Below are 19,385 nucleotides of genomic sequence, written 5' to 3'. Positions count from 1 at the left end.
GGAGGAGGGCTCGTCAGCGCAGCACGCGAAATGTGTGAATGCCGTAGCCCGGCCGGGAGAGGGGAGAAGAGCGTGCCGCATGGTTGCGGGAACCGCCTATAACCCCTTCAAGCCACGGCGTGCTGTGTGACTCCGCGCCGTCCTGACCAGCGTTCCAGCACCTCGGGGATGCTCCCGGCACCCTCGGGGCGACCGATATAGTAGCCCTGGCCCTCGTCGCAGCCTTCCTGGCGCAGGCGCTCGAACTGGATCTCGTTCTCGATCCCCTCGCCGGTGGTGCGCATGTGCAGGCTCAATCCGAGGCCGATGACGGCGCGGACGATGAAGGCGGATTCGTCGGCCGCGGTGATGTCGCGGACGAAGGACTGGTCGATCTTGATCTTGTCGAAGGGGAAGCTGCGCAAGTAGCTGAGCGACGAGTAGCCCGTGCCGAAATCGTCCATGGCGATCCGGACGCCGAGGCGTCGCAGGGCGTGCAGGGTGGCGAGGGTGGCGGCATTGTCCTTGAGCAGGACCGATTCCGTGATCTCGAGCTCCAGGCGCGCAGCGGGGAGGCGGCTGAGGCTCAGCGCCTCCTTGACGGAATGGATGATGATGCCGTCCCGGAACTGGGCCACGGAGACGTTGACCGCGACCCGGATGCCGTCGGGCCAGCGCATGGCCTCGGTGCAGGCGGTGCGCAAGGCCCAGGCCCCGAGTTGCACGATGAGGCCGATCTCCTCGGCGACCGTGATGAAATCCCCCGGGGGAACGAGGCCCCGCTCCGCATGATGCCAGCGCATCAGCGCTTCGAACCCGCCGACGCGGCGGCCGCGAAAATCGTAGATCGGCTGGTAGAACATCTCGAACGCGCCCTGGGCCACGGCCTCGCGCAGGTCGAGTTCGAGGGCGCGGCGGGCCTGGAGCCGGATGTCCATCTCCACCTCGAAGAAGCGCCAGGTGCCGCGCCCATCGGCCTTGGCGCGGTAGAGGGCGACGTCGGCGTTCTTGAGGAGCTTGTCGCAGCTGGTGCCGTCGCCGGGCGCGAGGCAGATGCCGATGCTGACCCCGACCGCGACCTGCTGGCCGTCGAGCTCGTAGGGATTGCTCACCACGTCCACGATCCGCCGCGCCAGGATGGTGGCTTCCTCTGGGTAGGTCACACCCGCGAGGATGATGGCGAATTCGTCGCCGCCGAGCCGGGCGACGGTATCGACCTCGCGCAGGCAGGCGCTCAACCGGTTGCCCACCGCCTTGAGGAGTTCGTCCCCGACCGGGTGCCCGAGGGTGTCGTTGACCTCCTTGAACCGGTCCAGGTCGAGGCAGAGCACGGCGAACATGCCGCCGCGCCCGAGATGGGCCAGGGCCTCCTCGATCCGCTCGCCGAACATGGCGCGGTTGGGCAGGCCGGTGAGGACGTCGTGGCGGGCCATGTAGGCGATGCGGGCATCGGCCTGGCGCCGCTCGGTCACGTCCTCGTAGGTGGAGACCATGCCGCCCCCGGCCACGGGCTTGTGGGTGACGGCGAGGACGCGTCCGTTGCCCATCTGGCGGAAGCCCGAACCGGCGGCCGAGATCTGCCGTCCCTCGATCTCGAAGACCGTGCCCTCCTCGGCCGAGGCCAGGTAGAGCGACGCCACGTCCTCGTAGGGCGTGCCGAGCGGCAGGTCTTCCGGCGCGAGGTCGAACAGCTCGCAATAGCGCCGGTTGACGACGGTGAGGTGCCCCTCGGCGTCGAACAGGCACAGGCCCTGCGACATGTTGTCGAGGGCGGTGTCGAGGCGCAGGTTGGTCGATTGGAGATGCGCCTCCTGGACCTTCAACAGGGTGATGTCGCTGCAGACCGCGATGAAGCCGCCGGTGCGGGTACGGCTGCGGCTGATCCGGAGCCAGCGCCCGTCGAGAAGCTGCGTCTCGCGCGGCGCCGCCCAATCGTCGTCGTCGGAGAGGAGGGTGCGGGCGAGCGCGTTGCCGTCGCGGGCGACCTCGGCGAGCGAGGTGTCCCGCGGCAGCGGCTCGTGACCGAATCCGAGGAAATCCTCCGCCTGCCCGTTGATGAGCGCGATCCGCCCGGATTGATCGACCACCACGATGCCTTCGAGGGAGGTCTCGAGGGCGTCGGCGAGATGCGCCTCCGCCGAGATGCGCTGCGCGACCTCCTGCTCCATCGCCCGGCGGATGTTGTCGCGCATGACGCCCATGGAGGCGAGGAGGGCGCCGAGTTCGTCCGCGCTGCCGGACGGGATCGTCACGCTGAGGTCGCCGGCCGCGATCCGCGACGCGACCATGGACGCATCCGCCACCGGCCGCATGATGCGCCGCGCCAGCAGGAAGGCGACGAAGGCCGACATGGAGAGGGCGAGCAGCGTGCCGAACAGGTTGATCTGCGTCTCGCGGGCGACGATGGCGCGGGCCTGCTGCCGGTAGATGAAACCGTCGCCGGCGGTGTGGTTGATGAAGAGGTCGAGATGCTCTTCGGCGGCGGCCGCATGCCGGTCGACGACGTCCCAATCGGCCTCCCTGGTCTCGCGGCCGGCGAGGACGGATCGGGCGGCGTCCCAATCCTTCACCGAGCGCTCCACGGCTTGCGCCGCCTGGGTCGCGCGGCTCGACTGGGCCCGCTCGACCGCCACGGCGAGATCCTCGGCGAACACGCGGCGGAGGGTCTCGAGCCGGCCTTCGAGCTGCGTCTTCACGGCGGCGTCGGCGCTCATCCGACGACGGGATTCCAGGGAGCGCATATTGGCGAAATCGGCGGCGGCGGCCCGCGCGTAATTGATCGACATGAGGGACTGGTCGAAGGTCCGGCTCACGAGTTCGTCGGCCCGGCGGATCCCCGAGGCCGCCGAGAGGCCGAGAATGCCCGTAATGGCGGTCATGATGAGAAACGCGATCAGAATTCGACCGCGGATAGTGCCGGCAAAAGAGACAGCCGTGGCGACCGGCCTCGGCCAGATCCTCTCGCCCGACTTGGCGGATTTCCCACCGTGAATAGAATTCATTAAGTGTGTCTCATCCGGCCCATCGTAAATTGTTCGCCTGTAATAGTTAAGCTGGGCTTGAAACTTTCATACAGCTTTGCCAATTAACAGCATATTTACTTGCCCTGGTGAAAATGCGAAAGGGCAAAAAATCATACCTATAGGTTGCATGAGACGCATCACTTCATTCAGCGCTGCCTTCGCCCTGGTCGCGACCGGCGTCGCCGCCTTTGCCCTCCATGCCTCGGCGGCCGGACAGGTCTACCGCATCTCGCAGAAGGGGCGGGCGTTCCAGCCGAGTGCGCTGGTCATCAAGAAAGGCGAGACCGTTCAGATCGTCAACGACGACGGCGACCTCCTGCATCACGCCTATATCGACTCCCCGACATTCCGCTACGATTCCGGCGATCAGGAGCCCGGCGGGAAGGCCGAGATCGTCTTCCCCGTGAGCGGGACCTTCGCCGTCCTGTGCGGCATCCACCCCAAGATGAAACTGGCGGTCCGCGTCGACGGCAACTGACCGCGACGCGTCCCGGATGCCGGCCCGGGCTACAGCGCCCCGGCCGCCGACAGCGCGGCATGGGCGCCGTAATAGAGCCCGATGAAACTCGCGAGGGCGGCCCCGTATCCGAAGGGCATCGTCGCAAGCTGGCGGACCCGCAGCGGAACCCTGGCGTCGTCGGCCGCGATGGCCACCATCGCCACGATGATCGGGGAATGGCCGATCGCGTCGACCTTGCCGAATTCGAAGATCGCCGAGACGAAGGCCGCCGCAAGCACGATCGCCGCGACGCGGCGCACCAGGGGCGTGCAGAGCAGTCCGAAGGCGAGGGCGAATTCCACCGCACCGGCGGCCTTCATGAAGAAGGCCCCGTCGAAGCCCATGGTCAGTTCCGGGCGATCGATGAAGAGCGGGTAAGACCATTGCGGATAGGCCCATTTCTCCACCGAGGCCCACATCAGCGTCACCGCCGCCGAGTAGCGGACGATGTCGAGGGGCCGGATTCCGAACAGCTCCCGCCGGAGCCCGGTCAGGGCGAGATAGGCGGCGACGCCGAGGAAGACGGGATAATCCGCGAGGTGGAAGACGCCGTAATTCGCAACCGCGATCCCGAACAGGACGACGATGCCGAGCGCCGAGAGCGGCATCGTCTGCCGCCACAGGAACCCCGCCGCGATGGCGAGCTGGAACCAGGGCAGGGCGGTGCTGGTGGTGGTGAGCTCGGGCGTGAGGATGATGCCGCCGAGCGACCAGAGCGACACGAAGAAGCCACCGCAGACCGCCCGGAACATCAGTTCGGTGTTCTCCCGCGCCCAGGCCGTGACCCGGTCGAGGGACCGCATCATCGCCTCGCCGAGGATCGTCCGCTCAAGCAACGCGCCGACGAACAGGGCCAGGAGCGAGACGACGACGAGTTGCTCGAAACTATCGCACAGTACCTCGCCGAGCCCGACGGGCGCGCCAGCGACGTCGAATGCACAGAACCATTTGACATGGGCACTGGCCCCAGTGGCGCTCGTGACGAGGACCAGAAGGGCAGCAGACATTGCACTTGGGCCGGGCAACCGACAACGCGCACTCATGTGGTGAAGCCTTAGCGAAATCTGGAGCGCCGACATTCGGCGGCCTTGAAGTCGTTCTACTTAGATTTTATCGATCGTGGAAGGATTTCGTTAATGATTTTTAAGCATCGTTAACGATCTCCCAGACCGGCTACCCTACCGTGGCCCAGACGATCCGCATCCCCGAGCGGTTGTGAAGCGGGGAGGCCAGCCGTGGGCTGCGCCGGTATCGCAAACACACGTGACCAGGCACGAATCAATGGCCACGTCACCCCCGAGCAACAGCGTAGGCGCTCGTCGAGATTGTCGACGGGATATTTCGGCAAAAGCTGGTCTTCATCGAGGGGCGGCGCCTAAGCCCTCTCTCCGTATCAAGCAGAAAGGCTCTCGCGTGATTACAACACTCAGCCTGTCGACCCTGATCGCAGGCGGCAGCTTCGCTTATGCTTCGACGCGCGTAGCGGCGCGGGCCGCGACCTACGAGACCTGGGGCGGATCCCTGATGATCGTAGGCCTGTCGCTCGCCGGCGTCGGGTTGACGCTGTTCCGCTAGAACCTGGGCGGAATGGGACGATAACCTGTCGGCCGAGCCCGCCGCGATTTCCGCGGCGGCCCTCGCGACTGCGAAGCTGGCGTCGAAGTCTTAGTTCGACGCGGCCTTCTGCTTGGGTTCCGTGGCGGTCAGCGTGGCCAGGAAAGCCAGGAGATCGGCCTTCTCGGATTCCGAGAGGTTGAGCGGCCGGATCTTGGGGGAACGGCTCGGGCGTTCGATGCCGCCGCGATCGTAGAGATCGATCACCTCGCGCAGGGTCGCCACCGAACCGTCATGCATGTAGGGCCCGCGCTGCGCGACGTCGCGCAGGGTCGGGGTCTTGAAGGCGTATTGCAGGCCCTTCGATTTCGGGAACAGACGTCCCCGGCCGATATCGTCGTCCCGGCCGACGCCGATATCGTGGAACGACCCGTCGGTGAACGCCCAGCCGGAATGGCATTCGTGGCACCCGGCCTTGCCGTTGAACAGCGCGAAGCCCGACTTTGCGGGGGCTTCCACCGCCGAGGCATCGCCGTCGCGCCAGCGGTCGAACGGCGCGCTTCCCGACACGATGGTGCGCTGGAATGCGGCCAGCGCCCGCTCGATCCCGCCGCGCGTGACCTGACGATCCTCGAACGTCGCGGCGAAGGCCGAGACGTAATCCGGATCGGCCCGCAGGCGGGCGATCAGCTCCTCTTCCGAGAGGTTCATCAGATTCGGGCCGGTAATCGGCGTGAAGGCGACGGATTCGAGGTCCGGAAACTTGCCGTCCCAGCCGAGCGGCGCGAGCCAACCGACATTGAGCAGGGTCGGCGTGCGCAGCTTCAGTTCGATCCCGGGCTCGCCGATCGCCCGCATCCGCCCGTCGCCCCAATGGCGCGACGGCTCGTGGCAGGTGGCGCAGGAGATGGTGCGGGATTGCGAAAGGACCGGATCGAAGAACAGCGTCCGGCCGAGCTCGATCTGGGCCGGCGTATCGGGACCGCCCTCGGGCACCGGCAGTTCGGACGGGCGTGCAAAGGCGCCGCGCCACGCTGCCGCGTCGTCGCTGCTGCTGTGAGTGGCGAACAGGCTCGCGCCGATCACCGCCGCCACCGAAACCGTCACGGCCACCTTGCTGAAAGCCAAGCCTGCCTTTCGAGTCATCCTGCTCTCCGACTGACCAGTCTAGGCGGTTCCGTTTAAGATTGTGTTGCCAATGCAGAATGAGACCGTGCCCGCGTCCTCACGCCGCGGCGTCGCTCCGGCGGTCGGGGGCGGGCGCGAGGAGAAGGACGACGGCGCCGGCGATCATGCACGTCACGGAGCCGAGCAGCACGCCGATCTTGGTTTCGGTCTCCAGACCGGGATTGTCCGCGAAGGCGAGGAGGCCGATGAACAGGCTCATGGTGAAGCCGACGCCGCAGAGCAGCGACAGGCCGTAGATCTGCCACCAGCCGGCATGGGCCGGGCGCTGGGCGAGGCCGAGTTTCACGGCGGCGAAGACCGCGCCGAACACGCCGATCTGCTTGCCGACGAGGAGACCGAGGGCCACGCCGAGGGTCACCGGATCGGACAGCATCGCCGGCGACATGCCGCTGAACGAGACGCCCGCATTGGCGAAGCCGAAGACGGGAAGGACGAGATAGGCCGACCAGGGATGGATCGCATGTTCCAGCTTGTGGAGCGGCGAGGCCGGGTCGTCGGGTCTGGCGGGGCTCAGGCGCAGCGGAATGGTCAGAGCGAGGAGCACGCCCGCGATGGTGGCGTGGATGCCCGATTTCAGCACGAGGAACCACAGGACCGCGCCGAGGACGAGGTAGGGCGAGAGGCGGCTCACGCCCGCGCGGTTCAGACCGAACAGGATCGCGACGACGACGCCCGCACCGGCGAGGCTCGGGAGCGACAGGTTGGCGGTGTAGAAGGCGGCGATGATCAGCACCGCGCCGAGATCGTCGATGATGGCCAGCGCCGTGAGGAACACCTTCAGCGAGACCGGGACACGCGATCCGAGCAGGGCGAGGACGCCGAGCGCGAAGGCGATGTCGGTGGCGGTGGGGATCGCCCAACCCCGCAGGGTCTCGGGCGAGGAGCGGTTGACCAGGACGTAGATCAGCGCCGGCGCGACCATCCCGCCCAGAGCCGCGATTCCGGGCAAGACCCGGTCCGGCCAGGTGCGAAGCCGCCCGTCCAGCACCTCGCGCTTGATCTCCAGCCCGACGAGCAGGAAGAACACGGCCATCAGGCCGTCATTGACCCAATGCAGCACGGAGAGGCCGCCGACATATGCGCCGAGCAGGGCGAAGTAGCTCGACGCGAGTGGGGAATTGGCGACGATCAGGGCGAGCACGGCGCTCGCCATCAGGATCAATCCGCCGCTGGCCTCGCTCCGGAGGGCGTTGCGCAGGGCGGAGAAGGGTCGGCGGGCAGGCGCGGTTTCCAGCATGGAGTACGCCTGCCAGTGGTCGAGCCCGACGGCAAGCCGTCAGAGCATCGGAACGGGCATGCGTTCCCGTCCCGACCGGCAACGCGCGCGGAAAGCAAAGTCGCCGATCAGAGGTCGATCGACATCGACAGCAGGTAGGTGCGCGGCGCCCCCTGGAAGAACGTGCCGAACGACGCCACGCCGGTCCAGTAATTCGTCCCCGTCACGTTCACCACATTGGCGCGGAATGTCGTCCGGCGCCCGTCCAACAGGGTCGCGTAGCGAAGTCCGAGATCGAGACGGGCCCAATCCGGCAGGGCTTGAGCGTTCGCCGTATCGACGAATTGCCGCCCCGTGTAAATGACAGCGCCGTTCAGGGTCAGGCCTGGGACCCAGGGCAGATCCCACTCGGCTCCGAGATTGAGTTGCACATCGGGTACGCCGATCGGCCGATTGCCCACATTGGCGGCCAGCGCGGATCGCGTGCGCACGCCGTCGAGCAAGGTGAGGCCGCCGAGGACACGCAGCTCCGGTGCGATCTCGCCATAGACGTTGAACTCTAGGCCGCTCACGGTCTGTTCGCCGGTTTGGGCATAGCGGCTGTCCGGGCTCAGTTCGCCGATGGGCCGCGTGATCTGGAAGGCGCTGAAGGAGGTGCCGATCCGGCCGAAATCCACCTTCACGCCGGCCTCGACCTGTTGCGCGACGTAGGGCGCCAACACCTCCCCGAAGTTGGTCGCGGTGGCCGGAGCGATGTCGCCACGGCTCAGACCCTCGATATAGTTGCCGTAGAGGGAGATGTTCTCCCAGGGCCGTACGACGAGACCGAAGAGGGGACTTGTCGCGCTCTGATCGTAGGACGAGGCCAGGGTGCCCACGTTCGAGACGTAGTTGCGGGCCTCGATACGCTGCTGACGCACGCCCACCGTGAGGAGAATGCGCTCATCGAGGACGGACATCGTGTCCGCCACCGAAACCCCCGTCAGCGTACTGTCGGACAGGCGCGGCCGAGACGACGAGATGACCGGAGCGATGTAGGGGGCGAGGACGGGATTGTAGATGTTCGACAGATAGCTGCCGCGCACGGCGGAAAGATCCCGTCCCGTATCCTCGGTGTAGACCGAGGTCTGTACCGCGAAGGCGTGGCGGATGAATCCGGTCTCGAACTTGGTCCGGATGCCCGCGTCGTAGGTAAGCCGGTCGACGCCGAGATTGTAGTATTGCGGGGCCGTCGTGGTGTCGCCGAGGACGTTGGTGATGGTCGGTGCGGACGCGAAGTAACGCTCGACACCCGTTTGCGAACCGCCGATGTCGCCGAAGAGGGTGATCTGGTCGCTCAGGTCGTACTCCATGCGCAGCAGACCGCCGCGATCGTCCACCTTCGAGTACTCCCAGGGTTGGCTCACGTTCATACGACCGTCGGCGGCCCTCGGTACGGGCACGCCGGCCCTGAGAAGGAAAGGACGCAGGGGTGCGGTGAAGCGATCGTTCTGCGCCAGGAGGTAGAGCCACGCACGGAATCGGTCCCCCTGGTAATCGAGGGCGAGCGACGCGACCCCCGTCGTCTCGGATTGGCGGTCGATGGGCGTGTCGCCGCCCCGCAGGCTGCCGACGAACCGCGCCCCCCATTCCCGGTTCGCGCCGTAGCGCCGCGCCATGTCCAGTTGGCCGCCGCCGCGTGCGATCGAACCGTAATCGAGGGTGACACGCGTCAGATCCTCGCCCGCACGCTTGGGCACCACGTTGATGACGCCCCCGATTCCCCCATTCGGAGCGATCCCCGAGAGTGCCGCCGAGGGACCCTTCAGGACTTCGATACGCTCGGCATAGTCGGTGAGGACACGCAGGCTCGGCGCAACGCCGTAGATCCCGTCGAAGGCGATCTCGCCGCTGGTCCCCTCGTTGATGGGAAAGCCGCGGATGGAGAAAGAGTCGAAGGGCGCGCCCGTTGTCTGCGTGGCCCGGACGGAGGGATCGAGGATGAGTGCCTCGGACACGGTGCTCGCCTGCTGGTCCCGGATGAAGCGGTCCGTGTAGCTCGTGACGTTGAACGGCGTTTTCGCCGTGTCGACATTGCCGAGCAAACCGATCCGTCCCCCCCGTGCGACCTGGCCCCCGGCATAGGGGGCGGACAAGCGTGAGGCGGCCGACATCGAATCCGCGGCGCTCGCGCGCTGCGCCTCCACCGAAAGCTCATCGAGGAGGACACCTCCCGGCGGCGCCGTCGGCGCTTCGAGCTGGACGAAGCGCGGATTGACGAGCGTGATGGTCGACGTACCGGCCGAGCGATACGTCAAACCGGTGTTTTCCAGCAGCTTGGCCAAGGCCTCGAGGGGCAGGAGATCGCCGGCGACGCCCGCCGTGAAAAGATTTTCGGTCAGTGACGTCCTGTAGGCCAGCTTGAGCTGCACCTGTTTGGACAGGGCCGCGAGTGCCGGCTCGAGCGGGCCGGCCTCGATGGAAACCCTGACGCGGATCGTGGTCTGTTCGGCGGAATGCTCCGCCATCCGTGTCGAGCCCGGGACGAGGTCGAACCGGGGCAGGGTTTGGAAGAGCCGGCGCGCGGTGGAGAACTGCTGAGCGGCCGCGGCCTGATTCATCGCGATGAGCGAGACGCCGATCCACGCTCCCCGCGCGAGCCAGCGCGCCCCGACATCTCGATCCTGCATCACCATCATCGGCCCCATCCGTCCAAAACCGGGGCGGTGCGCTTCGCGCTTCTTCGTCCCTGCGCAGATAGACCGTCGACCGGCGCATCTCCTGACGTCCGCCCCGAAACTTTTTTCGCGCGTCGGACAAGGGCGGCTAACGCACCAGGATCACGAACGGCGTCAGGCGGGTGACGCGGATCCCCATCGCGGTGACCAGCACGTCGAGCGCCTCGTCGGTATCGCGCGGATCGAGCGTGCCGCTGAAGCGCCGCTCGCCGACGGAGGAATCCATCAGCAAGATCCGGCCGCGCCGATAGCGCTCGAGTTCGGCGATGACCTGCCGGAGGCTTTGGCCGGAGAACGAGAGCTTACCGTCTCGCCACGACATCGCCTCTGCGACATTTCCCTGCCGCGCGACGGGGCGGTCGCCCGCGTCCCGGAACGCGACCTCACCCGGATGGAGGAGTGCGTGACCGACGGCCGTCGAGACATCGACACGCCCCTCGGCAACGCCGACGGGATCGGCGGCTCCATCGACCCGCACGTAGAAGCGGGTTCCGACAGCGCGGGCACTGACACCGTTCCCGCGCACGATGAAGGGACGCCGCGGATCGGGCACGACATCGAACACCGCTTCGCCTCGGAGAAGATCGACGGCGCGCTCCTCGGCGGTGAAGCGCAACGCGACCGCCGTGTCGGTGTTGAGGTCGATCCGGCTCCCATCGACCAGGGTGCGGGTTTCGATCTCGCCCACGCCCGTCCACGCATCGGCCCGCAGGCGATCGATCAGACCGAGCTGAGCCCCCGCGATTCCGGCGAAGGCGATCGCCACGACGGCGCTCAGCCCCACGGCCCGCCTGGACTTACGCTCGCGCGGATCGGGCACTTGGCCCATGGTCCGACGCCACGTCTCCATCTCCGCATAGGCTTCGGCATGGGCCGGATCGGCCCTGCGCCAGACCTCGAAGGCCTTTCGATCTGCACTGCTCGCATCAGCCGAGGTAAGCCGTACGACCCAGAAGGCGGCGGCCTCATAGACGGGATCGTCCTCCCCTCCGGGCGATGCATCCGGTGAGATGCGCTCGTTCATGCCGCTCTATCGATGTGCCGAGGGGGGATAGGCCGATCCGGTCCTTCATAGCGGACGTGCCGGATCGCAAGCTCCCGATATACGGGGTCGTAGCATCGCAACACTAGAAGAAGTCGGCACAGCGACGGCGTGTATGAAGCAGCGCCTTCATGAGGTGCTTCTCGACCATGTTGCGGCTGATGCCGAGCCGCGCTGCGATCTCTCCGTTCGCAAGCCCGTCGAAGGCACTGAGCAGAAAGACCTCCCGGCACCGTGGCGGCAGCTCGTCGATGGCGGCCGCGACCAAGCGGAGCTGCTGGCGCGCGACGACCTGCTCCTCCGTGCGGATCGTCTCGTCGACGCCGCTCGCGAGGTGTACGTCCGTCACCTGCCGGAACAGATCGGCCTCGAACCGGCGACGCTTCCCCAAGCTGTTGGCGACGTTGCGGGCCACGAAAAACAGGAAGATCGGCGGGTGCTCGATCTCGGTCCTGTTGAGCGCCTTGATGAGGCGGAGATAGGTTTCCTGCATCGCATCGGCGGCGTCGGCGGGATTGTCGAGCAGCCGAAGCAGAAAGCGTTGAAGCTTCAGGCCCTCGCTACGATGCAGCGCATCGACTGAAACCGTTGGCATGATACCAGTACCACCCACTTTGGATCATGGCAGCATCGCTTGATGACCGTGCCTCCGAGCAAAGAAGCGAGCCGCTCATTATGCAAGCCGGGTGGTACTTTGTATGTTTTCTAAATAACTCGTCTTTCGAGTGAGCAAACCTTTGTCTTTTCGGGACAAATGTTCTCCCGAACGACATTTCTAAACTACATCTCGTTTCCGGATGGGCATCAATTCGTCGTGGTGTTGCAGCGCCACAACAAGACGGATCGAGGTTCGTGGCTGCGGCATGGCCGTTCGGTTGCCCCTCGCATGGCCCGTCAGTCCGCCGCTCTCCCCTTCTCCACCTCCGTCTGGCGCGCCTTCTGGTGCAGCAGGTTGAGGATCAGCGCCGTCCAGCCGGTCTGGTGCGAGGCACCGAGGCCGCGGCCGGTATCGCCGTCGAAGAACTCGTGGAACAGAAGGGCCTCCTCGGCGCCGGGCGCGGAGGCGATCGGCGGGCGATCGCCGAAGGCCGGGCGCTTTCCGTCCTCGCCCTTGGCGAAGAGGGAGATCAGGCGGTCGGTGAGGGCGTCCGCGATGGCGTTGAGGGTGAGGAAGACACCCGATCCCGTCGGATATTCCACCACGAAATCGTCGCCGTAATAGGAATGGAACCGCCGCAGCGCCTCGACGACGAGGTAGTTGATCGGCATCCAGACCGGGCCGCGCCAGTTCGAATTGCCGCCGAACATGTTCGATGTGGAATCCGCCGGGTCGTAGCGCACCGTGAACGCGTCGCCGAACCCGTTGAGGGAATAGGGCCGCTCCAGATGCGCCTTCGACAGGGAGCGCACGCCGTGGGTCGAGAGGAACTCGGCCTCGTCGAGCATGCGCCGCAGCAGCGCCTTCATCCGGTGGCCGCGCAGGAGCGACAGCAGCTTGCGGTCGCCGACACCGCCCTCGTCCCAGCGCGAGACGAGGCAGGCGAGGTGGGGGCGGTTCTCGAGGAGCCAGTTCAGGCGCCGGGCGAAATCCGGCAGCCGCTGCAGCACCGAGGGTTCGATCACCTCGACGGCGAAGAGCGGCACCAGCCCCACCACGGAGCGGACCCGCAACGGCAGCATCCCGCCGCCGGGAATGTCGACCTCGTCGTAGTAGAACTCGTCCTCCTCGTCCCACAGGCCGAAGCCCTCGCCGCCCATGTCGGTCATCGCCTCGGCGATGAGGAGGAAATGCTCGAAGAACTTCGAGGCGGTGCTTTCGTAGACGTCGTTGTGGAGCGCGAGTTCGAGGGCGATGCGCATCATGTTGAGCGAATACATCGCCATCCAGGCGGTGCCGTCGGCCTGGTGGATGCGGCCGAAGCCGGGCGGCGGCCGCGACCGGTCGAACACCCCGACATTGTCGAGGCCGAGGAAGCCGCCCTGGAAGACGTTGCGGCCGTCCGCATCCTTGCGGTTCACCCACCAGGTGAAGTTGATCAGGAGCTTGTGGAAGACGCCCTCCAGAAAGGCGAGGTCGCCGCGCCCGCCGCGGCGGTCACGGTCGATCTCGAACACCCGGTAGGTGGCCCAGGCATGGACCGGCGGGTTGGCGTCGCCGAACTCCCATTCATAGGCCGGAAGCTGGCCATTGGGGTGCATGTACCATTCGCGGGTGAGGAGCAGGAGCTGCTTCTTGGCGAAATCCGGGTCGAGCAGCGCCAGCGGCAGGCAGTGGAAGGCGAGGTCCCAGGCCGCGAACCAGGGATATTCCCACTTGTCCGGCATCGAGAGCACGTCGGATCCGGCGAAATGACGCCAGTGGATGTTGCGCCCGCCATCGCGCTCGTGGGGAGGGGCGGGCTGGAGCGGATCGCCCTTCAGCCAGAGCCGCACATCGAAGCAATAGAACTGCTTGGACCAGATCAGCCCGGCGGCGGCCTGCCGGAAGATCGCGCGGGAATCCGCATCGGCGATCCCGTCCTGCAACGCATCGTAGAACGCATCCGCCTCGGCGACGCGGCGCAGCAGGATGGCGCCCTCGTGGTCGACCGGACGGGGCCGCGACCCCGCCGACAGCCTCAGGGTGACCCGCCGGGTTTCGCCGGGCGCGAGGCGGAAGGCGTAGTGCAGGCCGAGCTTGGTCCCCCCATCCCTCCGCACGGCGGATTCGTCGCCCCCGACGATGGCCGCGTGGAGCCCATCCTTGAACGGGCCGGCGGCATCGGGCTGCCAGCCATGCAGGCGCAGGTTGGTGTCGTTCTCGCAGAACAGCACCTCGGGCTCGCCGTCGAAGGAGAGGCGGTATCGGCCGAGGCGCGGATGCTCGCAGGCGATGCCGCCATCGGGCTGGACCGCCATGCGCGGGCGCGATTCGGCCGGTCCCTCGCGCCACGACCAGATGTTGCGGAACCAGAGCTGGGGCACGACGCGCAGGTCGGCGGCGTCCGGACCGCGGTTGGTCACGGTAATGACGGCGTGGATGTCGTCGATATCTTCCTTGGCATATTCGACGGTCACGTCGAAGAACCGGTCCCCGTCGAAGATTCCGGTCGCCTCGATCTCGTATTCCGGCTGATCACGGCCACGGCGCAGCCCCTCGCGGACGAGGTCCTCATACGGGAAGGCGGCCTGCGGATAACGGTAGAGGAACTTCAGGTAGGCGTGGCTCGGGGTCGCGTCGAGGTAGTGATAGACCTCCTTGACGTCCTCTCCGTGATTGCCCTCCTCGTTGGTCAGGCCGAAGAGCCGTTCCTTCAGGATGTGGTCGCGGCCGTTCCACAGGGCGAGGGACAGGCACATCTGCGCACGCTCGTCACAGATCCCCGCCAGCCCGTCCTCGCCCCAGCGATAGGCGCGCGAGCGTGCCTCCTCATGCGGCAGCGAGCGCCAGGCATTGCCGTCGCGGCTGTAATCCTCCCGCACCGTCCCCCATTGGCGCTCGGCGAGATACGGGCCCCACAGGGACCATGCGCGCTCGCCCCGCGCCTGCTCGGCGATGCGGCGGCGTTCGGCCCAGCCGTCGAGCTCGCTCACGCCGATTCCCCTCGTGCCGGACCGGGCCTGCGGGCCTCGCCGCACGGACACGACCGGCGGGCGACGGGCGACGGCTGGCGAGGGCGGGGGATCATGCGGCAACACATGGATAGCGGCTTATGGGCGGTCATCGGTCCCGATGGGCTTTGGCTCAGTGGGAGCCGAGATGCACCATTAGCGCCAAGCGCGGATAAGTCTCCGAGGAACATTCCGTCAGGGGCGGTCCTCGCCCCGCCGCCGGAGAACGGGTCACGCAGGCGTCACGGAATGGTGCGCGTGGTCCGGCGCGAAAACCGGCGGCGATGGGCGGAGCACTCTGCTAGCCTGCGCCACCGCCACGACAGCCTGATTCCGGTGCCATGACCAGACCACGCACGAACACGGCCCGCACGCTCGGGCTCATCGCATGCCTCGCCCTGGCGCCCGCTCACGCGCTGGCACAATCGGCGACGAATCTCGAGGCCCTGCGCGGGCTGGCGCCGGTGAGCGCCCTGCCGGCGACGGCGGAGGGCAAGGCCGCGCTGGCGGCGAACCTCACGGTCACCGGCGACATCCAGATGGGGCGGCACCCGCAGCCCCTGCTGCTGCCCTTCGCCGAGCAACAGCGCCTCGCCCTGCGCGATTGCTTCATCACCGACGGCAACGCCGCGCAGCTCGCCGACGGCCTCGGCACCGCACTGGGAGATGCCTACCAGGCCAAGGCGCGCTACGAGGACTTCAAGACCTTCACCAGTGTTTCGGGCAGCCTCGCCCGCCTGATCGGCTACACCAACAACATCACCAAGTCGGATTCGAATGCGGGGAAGTACTTCTTCGCCAACGCGACGACGAATGGCGAGGCGCCCGTCTCCGAACCCGCCCGCGCCATCCTCACCAAGGTCGGCGGCACGACGGATGTCTTCGGCAAAGCCTATGGCCGTCCCGCCGGGACGCCGGGTGCCGACGCCTTCGGCAATTCGCGCCCGTTCCAGACCGAGCCGAGCCTTCTCGCCTATCGCGGCGAGGATTATTTCGGCGCCGCCTCCCACAGCATGGACTGGCTGCGCGGGCCGAAACAGAACCTGACGGACAGCCCGTCCTATCCGAGCGGCCACACCACCTACGGCTACACGGAATCGCTGCTCCTCGCCCTGCTGGTGCCCGAGCGCTACCAGCAGATGATCGCGCGCGGGGCCGAGTACGGCAACAACCGCATCGTGGTCGGCGCCCATTACGCCATGGACGTGCTCGGGGGCAGGGCGGTCGCGCTCCATGCCGTCGCCCATCTGCTGGCCAACGACCCCGCCTATGTGGGTCAGACCCGCGCGAACCCGGCCATCGACAACGAGATGAGCCGCGCCACCGACGGCGCGGTGACGATCTCCGACTATCCCGAGGCCCTGAAAGCGGCGCGCGCGGAACTCCAGGCCTTCCTTCGCGAGCGCTGCGGCGACACGGTGACCGCCTGCGCCGCCGCCGACCGGAGCCGCTTCAAGGATGCCGCCGCCAACGGGGCCTTCTACGCCTCCACCCAGACCTACGGGCTGCCGGTGGTGCATCAGTCCCGGTCGGGCCAGGCGGTGGATGTCGCGCGGGTCGCGCCGGAGGCCGGACACCTCCTCACGGCCGCCTTTCCGGCCGTGACCCTGGACGAGGCCAACGCCATCCTCACCGCCACCCTCGGCCCGGCCGGCGGCTTCCTCGACGACGGCTCGGTCTTCGGCCTGTATTCCCGCCTCGACCTCTATGCGGCAGGCGGCAAGGCGGCGGCCCTCGCGGCGAGCCGGCGCGCCACCGCGCCGTAGCGCCTGCGGGACGAGCAGTTCTAGACCGCCGCCATCCCGCGGGCGTTCAGGCTTTCTTAGCCATGCCGCGGGAGAATGCCGCGTCGCCAACCCGTCGCGAGGACATCGTTCGTGCTCGACCTCATCCTCTACATCAGCGCCTCGGTCTGTGCCGTCGGATGCCTGGGACTCTGGGCGCTGCGCGAGCCGCCGGTCTCCTATCCGCGGGTGGAATGGGACGAGGACGCACGCGGCTGAATACCGCCGCCGTCCCCGCGCTCGCGCCACGGGGCAGGGCGATCGAGGGATGCGCGACAGTCTCCCCAACCTGAGTTAGGGAGCCGACCGCGCGTTCGCCCGTTGGGGTCCTCGAAGCCCGAGTGAATGCGGCGGCCGGATGGGAACGGGCAGTATGGAGGACGACATCGATCGGCTGCGGCGGCGCGAGGCCGAACTCGAGGCCGAGATCGCGCGGCTGAAAGCGGAGATCGCGTCCGGCATCCATTCCCCGGACAGCGGCCAGAAAACCTCGGCGGCGGGGCCGGAACTGCTGTTCACGGCGGCGGAGAAGACCCGCATGCCGCAGATCATCACCGACCCGAACCAGCCCGACAATCCCATCGTCTTCGCCAACCGCGCCTTCCAGGACCTGTGCGGCTATTCGGCCGAGGAACTCGTCGGGCACAATTGCCGGTTCCTGCAGGGGCCGGGAACCGACCCGGCCGATGTGGCGCGCCTGCGCGATGCCATCGCGGCGCGGCGCGACGTGGTGGTCGAGATCATCAACTATCACCGCGAAGGAACGCCATTCCGCAACGAGCTCTATGTCAGCCCCGTCTTCGACCGGGACGGGCGCCTGCGCTACTTCTTCGGCAGCCAGCTCGACGTCACCCGCTTTCGCACCGAGGAGGGCAAGCTCGCCGAGAGCGAGTCCCGCTACCGGACGCTGTTCGATGCCATCGATGCCGGATTCTGCATCGTCGAGATGCGGTTCGACGCCACGGGCCGCGCCATCGATTACCGCTTCATCGAGGTCAATCCCGCCTTCGAACGGCAGGCCGGCCTCGGCGACGTCGAGGGCCGCTGGGTCAGCGAAGTCATTCCCGGCATCGAACCCCGCTGGCTCGAAACCTATGGCGAGGTCGCGCTGAGCGGCAATCCCGTGCGGTTCGAGAGCGGGGCGGTGACGCTGGGCCGCTGGTTCGACGTGCACGCCCTGCGCATCGGGGAGCCGGTCCAGCGGCGCGTCGCCATCCTGTTCAACGACATCACCGACCGGCGCGAGGCCGAGACCGTGCTGAGGACGACGGCGCGCGAGCGGACCACGGAGCGCGACCTCGTCTGGCGCGCGAGCCGCGACCTCCTGGTGATCTGCGGCTTCGATGGAATCTACCGGTCGGTCAATCCGGCCTGGAGCGAGATGCTGGGCTGGCCCGCCGATTCCCTGGTCGGCGCGCGGTTCGACGCTTTCGTGCATCCCGACGACCGCAAGGCGGCCGAGCAGGCCATGGACCGGTTGCGGAGCGGCGCCATCCTCGACAACCTCGACATCCGGCAGCTGGCGGCGGATGGCAGCGAGCGTTGGGTCTCCTGGAACGCGATCCCGCAGGGTGACCATTTCTACGCCGCCGGCCGCGACGTGACCGAGCGCAAGGCCCTGGAGGAGCAGCTCCGCCAATCGCAGAAGCTCGAAGCCGTGGGCCAGCTCACCGGCGGTGTCGCCCACGACTTCAACAACCTGTTGACCGTGATCCGGTCCTCCACCGACCTCCTGCGCCGGCCCGACCTGCCGGAGGAGCGCCGGCGGCGCTATGTCGACGCCATCTCGGATACGGTGACGCGCGCGGCCAAGCTCACCGGCCAGCTCCTGGCCTTCGCCCGTCGGCAATCCCTGACTCCCGAGGTCTTCGACGTCGCCAAGGGCGTGGCCTCCGTGGCCGACATGGTCGGCACCCTCACGGGCGCGCGCATCCAGGTCGTGACCCAGATCGAGACCGGCCAGGACGATGCGGGACAGCCGCTGGCCTGCCTCATCGACGCCGATCCGAGCCAGTTCGACACGGCGCTCGTCAACATGGTCGTCAACGCCCGTGACGCCATGGACGGCGAGGGCCGGCTGACCATCCGGGTCCGCCGCGCCACGACCATTCCGGCCGTGCGGGCGCATCCCCGCATCCGGGGCGATTTCGTCGCCGTCTCCGTCGCCGATACCGGCTCGGGCATCGCGCCCGAGATGCTGGACCGGATCTTCGAGCCGTTCTTCACCACCAAGGGCGTGGGGCAGGGCACCGGCCTCGGCCTGTCTCAGGTCTTCGGTTTCGCCAAGCAATCGGGCGGCGAGGTCGTGGTGGAAAGCCGCCTCGGCCAGGGCACGACCTTCACCCTCTATCTCCCGCGCGCGGCGGGCGAGGCCGTGGCGGCCGAGCCGGTGCGCGAGCCGCCGCCCCTGGCCGAGCGGCACGGCACCCGCGTGCTCGTGGTGGAGGACAACGCGGAGGTCGGTGCCTTCGCGACCCAGGCCCTGCAGGAACTCGGCTACGTCACGCATTGGGTGACGGATGCGCAGCGGGCCCTCGACGCCCTGGCGCGCGACTCCGCCGGTTTCGAGGTAGTGTTCTCCGACGTGGTCATGCCGGGCATGAACGGCATCGATCTCGGCCACGCGATCCGCCGCAAATGGCCCGATCTGCCGATCGTCCTCACCTCGGGCTACAGCCACGTCCTCGCCGAGGAGGGCAGCCATGGGTTCGAGCTCCTGCGCAAACCCTATTCGGTGGCCGACCTGTCGCGCATCCTGCGGCTCGCCGTCTCGCGCTGAGGCCGGGGACGGA

The 19,385-nt window shown here is 67.4% G+C and carries 13 protein-coding genes; 5 read left to right on the top strand and 8 right to left on the bottom strand.

Annotated features, from left to right (window positions below):
• Positions 1-107: 107 nt before the first annotated feature.
• The gene (locus ACYQML_RS19930; protein WP_461227661.1) at positions 108-2,981 is read right to left on the bottom strand and encodes an EAL domain-containing protein; all 2,874 of its coding nucleotides are present in this window, start codon (positions 2,979-2,981) and stop codon (positions 108-110) included.
• Between the two features lie 148 nt (positions 2,982-3,129).
• Here ACYQML_RS19930 and ACYQML_RS19925 point away from each other — a divergent pair, with 148 nt between their 5' ends.
• The gene (locus ACYQML_RS19925; protein WP_056425364.1) at positions 3,130-3,480 is read left to right on the top strand and encodes a cupredoxin domain-containing protein; all 351 of its coding nucleotides are present in this window, start codon (positions 3,130-3,132) and stop codon (positions 3,478-3,480) included.
• Positions 3,481-3,509: 29 nt separating this feature from the next.
• Here ACYQML_RS19925 and ACYQML_RS19920 read toward each other — a convergent pair whose 3' ends face one another.
• Positions 3,510-4,508, bottom strand: a complete 999-nt coding sequence (locus ACYQML_RS19920; RefSeq protein WP_207411886.1) for a hypothetical protein — start codon at positions 4,506-4,508, stop codon at positions 3,510-3,512.
• 406 nt (positions 4,509-4,914) lie between these two features.
• Between ACYQML_RS19920 and ACYQML_RS19915 the strand changes: the two genes are divergently transcribed.
• The gene (locus ACYQML_RS19915) at positions 4,915-5,076 is read left to right on the top strand and encodes a hypothetical protein (protein WP_200919063.1); all 162 of its coding nucleotides are present in this window, start codon (positions 4,915-4,917) and stop codon (positions 5,074-5,076) included.
• Positions 5,077-5,166: 90 nt separating this feature from the next.
• Here ACYQML_RS19915 and ACYQML_RS19910 read toward each other — a convergent pair whose 3' ends face one another.
• The 6 genes from ACYQML_RS19910 to ACYQML_RS19885 form a co-directional block, all read right to left on the bottom strand.
• The gene (locus ACYQML_RS19910; protein WP_461227659.1) at positions 5,167-6,201 is read right to left on the bottom strand and encodes a cytochrome-c peroxidase; all 1,035 of its coding nucleotides are present in this window, start codon (positions 6,199-6,201) and stop codon (positions 5,167-5,169) included.
• 79 nt (positions 6,202-6,280) lie between these two features.
• The gene (nhaA, locus tag ACYQML_RS19905; RefSeq protein ID WP_207411888.1) at positions 6,281-7,480 is read right to left on the bottom strand and encodes a Na+/H+ antiporter NhaA; all 1,200 of its coding nucleotides are present in this window, start codon (positions 7,478-7,480) and stop codon (positions 6,281-6,283) included.
• Positions 7,481-7,587: 107 nt separating this feature from the next.
• Positions 7,588-10,137: a TonB-dependent siderophore receptor gene (locus ACYQML_RS19900; RefSeq protein ID WP_461233799.1), complete on the bottom strand. Its 2,550-nt coding sequence runs from the start codon at positions 10,135-10,137 to the stop codon at positions 7,588-7,590.
• A gap of 127 nt (positions 10,138-10,264) precedes the next feature.
• On the bottom strand, positions 10,265-11,200 hold the full coding sequence (locus ACYQML_RS19895; protein ID WP_461233798.1) for a FecR family protein: 936 nt from the start codon (positions 11,198-11,200) through the stop codon (positions 10,265-10,267).
• A gap of 103 nt (positions 11,201-11,303) precedes the next feature.
• Entirely contained in the window at positions 11,304-11,813 is a 510-nt protein-coding gene (locus tag ACYQML_RS19890) for an RNA polymerase sigma factor (protein WP_082470168.1), read from the bottom strand.
• A gap of 299 nt (positions 11,814-12,112) precedes the next feature.
• On the bottom strand, positions 12,113-14,791 hold the full coding sequence (locus ACYQML_RS19885; RefSeq protein ID WP_461233797.1) for an MGH1-like glycoside hydrolase domain-containing protein: 2,679 nt from the start codon (positions 14,789-14,791) through the stop codon (positions 12,113-12,115).
• Positions 14,792-15,150: 359 nt separating this feature from the next.
• Between ACYQML_RS19885 and ACYQML_RS19880 the strand changes: the two genes are divergently transcribed.
• The 3 genes from ACYQML_RS19880 (at position 15,151) to ACYQML_RS19870 (ending at position 19,372) form a co-directional block, all read left to right on the top strand.
• Positions 15,151-16,575 (top strand): phosphatase PAP2 family protein, encoded by a 1,425-nt coding sequence (locus tag ACYQML_RS19880; RefSeq protein WP_461227656.1) that lies wholly within the window; start codon positions 15,151-15,153, stop codon positions 16,573-16,575.
• A gap of 111 nt (positions 16,576-16,686) precedes the next feature.
• Complete coding sequence (locus ACYQML_RS19875; RefSeq protein WP_280136546.1) at positions 16,687-16,812, top strand: hypothetical protein; 126 nt, start codon at positions 16,687-16,689, stop codon at positions 16,810-16,812.
• 154 nt (positions 16,813-16,966) lie between these two features.
• The gene (locus ACYQML_RS19870; RefSeq protein WP_461233796.1) at positions 16,967-19,372 is read left to right on the top strand and encodes a PAS domain S-box protein; all 2,406 of its coding nucleotides are present in this window, start codon (positions 16,967-16,969) and stop codon (positions 19,370-19,372) included.
• The last annotated feature ends 13 nt before the right edge of the window (positions 19,373-19,385 follow it).

This window comes from Methylobacterium sp. CM6244 (assembly GCF_054817885.1).
This window is presented reverse-complemented; position numbering and strand designations above follow the sequence as displayed.